Raw genomic sequence first — 4570 nt, forward strand, 5'->3', positions numbered from 1 at the left:
CCCCGCGCTCGGCCCGCCCCCGCTTTCAGTCCTCGCCTCGGCGCCGCGCGCCCCGCGAGAGGCGGGGCGTGGGACCGGGCATGCGGGACCGCGCACACCCCACGGGGGCCGGGCACTCCTGGGGGCGCACCGGTTCCGTTACGTGCGGAGCGGTGTGTTCCCGGGGCCGTGGGGCGGGGCGGCGGCCTCCACCTCGTCGACCTCGTCGCGCGTGATGCCGAGCAGATAGAGCACGGTGTCGAGGAACGGAACATTGACCGCCGTGTGGGCCGCAGCCCGTACCAGCGGCTTCGCGTTGAAGGCGACGCCGAGACCGGCCGTGTTCAGCATGTCCAGGTCGTTCGCGCCGTCACCGATCGCCACCGTCTGCGCCAGCGGCACCCCGGCCTGCTCCGCGAAGGCTCGCAGCAGCCGCGCCTTGCCCGCGCGGTCCACGACATCGCCCACCACGCGGCCGGTCAGGGCACCGTCCTTGATCTCCAGCGTGTTCGCCGCGGCGAAGTCCAGGCCGAGATGGTCCCGCAGCGCGTCCGTGACCTGGGTGAAGCCGCCCGACACCACCCCCACCTGGTAGCCGAGCCGCTTCAGTGTGCGGATCAGGGTACGCGCGCCCGGTGTGAGGCGGACGTCCGCGCGTACCTTCTCCACCACCGTCTCGCTGAGCCCCGCGAGCAGTGCGACCCGTTCGTGCAGGGACTGCTCGAAGTCCAGCTCGCCCCGCATCGCCCGCGCCGTGACCTCCGCGACCTCCGCCTCGCATCCGGCGTGCGCGGCGAACAGCTCGATCACCTCGTCCTGGATCAGCGTCGAGTCGACGTCCATGACGACCAGCCGCCGCGCCCTGCGCTGGAGCCCCGCGGAGACGACCGCCACATCCACACCGATGTCCGCCGCCACCGTGGCGAGCGCGGTGCGCAACGGCTCCGTCGCCACACCGGACACCGCGAACTCGACCGCGGTCACGGGGTACTTCGCCAGCCGGAAGACACGGTCGATGTTGCCGCCGGTCCCGGTGATGCTGGCCGCTATGGCCGCCGTGGACTGCGCGGTCAGCGGGTTGCCGAGCACGGTCACATGGGAACGGCCGCTGCCGCGCGGCTTGTTGTCGCCCGTGCCGGAGATGATCTCGGCCTGGAGACGGAGGGACTCGGCCCAGCTGTGCACCGTCGCGCGCAGCTCGCCGTCGGTGGTGCCCGCGTACACCGGCGCGGTGATCAGCGCGCACAGCACGATACGGCCGCGGGTGACGACCTGCTCGATGTCGATCACGTCCACGGCGTACGCGGCGAGTGTGTCGAAGAGTCCCGCCGTGATGCCGGGACGGTCCTTCCCGAAGATCTTGACGAGAAGGGTGCGGGCGCCGCCGGCCGACTCGCTGGCCGCCGGGGGCTCGGGGGGCTCCAGTGCGCTCATGGTGTTCCCACCGTATCGGGCGCGGGCCCGTCCCGCGTCCGCCGTCCCGCCCAGCGGACAGCGCCGCCGCGCGGCCTGCCCCGGCCGGCTCGCCGGCGCCCGGGCCCCGGGCCACCGCACCGCGCTTCCGCACGCTTCTGCGGCTTCCGCGCCCAGGTGCCGCGTACCACCGGTCCGGACGGTGTGAGCGGCGGCGATCCGGCGGGCGGAGCGGTACGGGTGCCTGTCGTGTCGCTGACCTGTGCCGGTTCTGTCCGCGTCGCGGGCAATGCGCGCACCCGGCTTTCCGACACGGGGGCGGGCCTGGGATAGTTCCCCCGATGTTCACTGTCCCCAGGTTCTTCGACTGGGGTACCTCGGGGGAAACCACATGGGGCATGGAGTGCCTGAACTCGTACTGGAATTGAACGGAAGGACCTGGACCCTCGATCCGGCCCGGTCCTACGCCCTCGGCCGGGACCCGGGGGGCGACCTGGTGGTCGACGACGCGAGGGTCTCGTGGCGGCACGCCACCATCGCCTGGGACGGCCGCGGTTGGTCCATCGAGGACCACGGCAGCACCAACGGCACCTACGCGCAGGGCCGCCGTGTCCAGCGTCTTGAGCTCGGTCCCGGAAGCGCCGTGCACCTGGGCAACGCCACCGACGGACCGCTGCTGAGCCTGGGCGCGGCGGCGCGGCCCGTCGCCGCGGCCGGTGCCGGCGCCGCCTCGGCACATCAGCAGCCTCTCCTGCAACAGCCGCCGCAGCGAGGACAGATGCCCTCGTCTCCGGCGCGGCAGACGGGGCCACAAGAGCGGCCACCGGCACAAGCGCCGGCCCAAGCAGCGGCGCAGACACCGGCCCAAACACCGGCCCAGACACAGCAGCCTCAGGCGTCCCAGCAGACGCCCGTCCACGGCTGGTCCCAGCAGCAGGCGCCGCAGCAACAGGCGCCTCAGCAGCAGCGGCCTGAGCAGCGGACGCCGCAGCAACAGCAGGCGTCCCAGCAACAGCAGGCGCCTCAGCAGGGCGGGGCACCGCACGGCGACCGGAGCCCGACGACGTTCCACCAGGTCTCGCTCGGCCGTGTGATGCGCATCGGCCGCGCCCTGGAGAACGAGCTGGTCGTCTCCGACCTCCAGGTGTCCCGGCTGCACGCCGAGTTCACCGCCACACCGGACGGCCGGTTCGAACTCCGCGACCTGGGCTCGCACAACGGCACGTACGTCAACGGCCAGCGGATCGCCAAGTCCGGTACGGCCTCGATCGGTCAGGGCGACATCGTCGGTGTCGGCCACTCCACGTTCCGGCTGGTCGGCGACCACCTTGAGGAGTTCGTCGACACCGGTGAGGTGTCGTTCTCCGCGCGCCATCTGACGGTGACCGTCGACGGTGGCAAGGAGATCCTGAGGGACGTCTCCTTCGGCGTCCCCGAGAAGTCCCTCGTCGCGGTCATCGGACCCTCCGGTTCCGGCAAGTCGACGCTGCTGAAGGCGCTCACCGGTTACCGGCCCGCCGACCGCGGCGACGTCCTGTACGACAACAGGGACCTCTACAAGCAGTTCGCCGAGCTGCGCCAGCGCATCGGCCTGGTGCCGCAGGACGACATCCTGCACAAGGAACTCACCGTCAAGAGGGCCCTGAAGTACGCGGCCAAACTCCGCTTTCCCGGCGACACCGCGGAGGCGGAGCGCGCGGCGCGAATTGACGAGGTGCTGCGCGAGCTGAAGCTCGATATCCACAAGGAGAAGAAGGTCAGCTCCCTGTCCGGTGGGCAGCGCAAGCGCGTCTCGGTCGCTCTTGAGCTGCTGACCAAGCCGTCGCTGATCTTCCTGGACGAGCCGACGTCCGGCCTCGACCCGGGCATGGACCGCGACGTGATGCAGTTGCTGCGCGGGCTCGCCGACGACGGGCGCACGGTCCTGGTGGTGACGCACTCGGTGGCCGAGCTCGCCATCTGCGACAAACTGCTGGTCATGGCGCCCGGCGGCGCCGTCGCGTACTTCGGGCCGCCCGAGGAGGCGCTGAACTTCTTCGGCTACTCCACGTGGGCCGATGTGTTCTCCGCGTTCGAGAACTACCGGGACTACGACTGGGCCGGCCGGTGGCGCGGCTCCCAGCACTACCTGTACGCGGCCGACCTCGACTCGGCCGCGCCGCAGGCGGTGAACACGCCGTCCGTGCGGCAGGTCAGCCCGCCGAAGCCGCAGAGCTGGGGCGCCCAGCTGGTGACGCTGATGCGGCGCTACGTGTCGGTGATCGCGTCCGACCGCGGGTTCATGGCGCTGATGGTGATCCTGCCCGCGGTGCTCGGCATCGTGAGCCTCGTCATCCCGGCCGAGTTCGGACTCGGGAAGCCGGACAAGCACCATGCGTTCAACAGCGGCGCGGGCACGATCATCCTGATCCTCGCCGTCGGCATGTGCTTCTCCGGCGCGGCCAACTCCGTACGCGAGCTGATCAAGGAACGGGTCATCTACGAGCGGGAACGGGCCACCGGCCTGTCACGCTCCGCCTACCTGATGTCGAAGGTGGTCATCCTCGGACTGATCACGGCGATCCAGGGCGGCATCATCTGCGGCATCGGATTCTCCACGCGGCCGATGCCCACCGAGGGCCTGTTCATGCCGCCCGCTGTCGAGATCTGCCTCGCGATCATCGCGCTCGGCCTGACGTCGATGATGGTGGGCCTGGTCATCTCGTCGCTGGTGAAGACCGCGGAGAAGACCATGCCGCTGCTGGTGATGTTCGCCATCGTGCAGGTGGTCTTCACCGGCGTGCTGTTCCAGGTGTACGGGACGCCGGGGCTTGAGGAGTTCGCCTGGCTGATGCCGGCGCGCTGGGGCGTCGCGGCCGCGGGCACCACCCTCGACCTGTCGCACGTGATGCCGCCCTTCGACAAGGACGACCCGTCGAACCTCGACCCGCTGTGGGCACACGAGGTCTCGCAGTGGGTGACCGATGTCGGTGTGCAGCTGCTGCTCGCCGCGGTCTGCGTGGTCGTGGTGGCGCGACTGCTGCGCCGGCACGAGCCGGAGGTCATGCGCAAATAGCGGCGCCGGCCCCCCCCGGGCCCGCCCGGGCCGCGCGGGGGGGGGGGGGGCCGGCCGGCGGCGCGGGGGGGGCGCCGCCCCCCGGCGGGCCCCCCCCCCCCCCGCCCCCCCGGGGGGGGGCCG

Annotated in this window: 2 protein-coding genes; one reads left to right on the forward strand and one right to left on the reverse strand. The window is 71.6% G+C overall.

The features are described from left to right. Positions 1 to 138 precede the first annotated feature (138 nt). Positions 139 to 1413 carry a phosphoserine phosphatase SerB gene (gene serB, locus LCE31_RS34380; protein ID WP_225021531.1) on the reverse strand — a complete coding sequence of 425 codons (1275 nt, stop codon included), beginning with the start codon at positions 1411 to 1413 and terminating at the stop codon, positions 139 to 141. 370 nt (positions 1414 to 1783) lie between these two features. On the opposite strand from serB, the gene LCE31_RS34385 reads away from it, so the two are divergent. Continuing rightward, positions 1784 to 4447 (forward strand): ABC transporter ATP-binding protein/permease, encoded by a 2664-nt coding sequence (locus LCE31_RS34385; RefSeq protein ID WP_225021532.1) that lies wholly within the window; start codon positions 1784 to 1786, stop codon positions 4445 to 4447. The last annotated feature ends 123 nt before the right edge of the window (positions 4448 to 4570 follow it).

The organism is Streptomyces sp. 8L, assembly GCF_020176795.1.
Lineage (GTDB): Bacteria > Actinomycetota > Actinomycetes > Streptomycetales > Streptomycetaceae > Streptomyces.

Excerpts from the sequence above, each read along its gene's own strand:
- serB (WP_225021531.1), bottom strand. The coding sequence starts at position 1,413 with ATGAGCGCACTGGAGCCCCCCGAGCCCCCGGCGGCCAGCGAGTCGGCC.
- LCE31_RS34385 (WP_225021532.1), top strand. The coding sequence starts at position 1,784 with ATGGGGCATGGAGTGCCTGAACTCGTACTGGAATTGAACGGAAGGACC.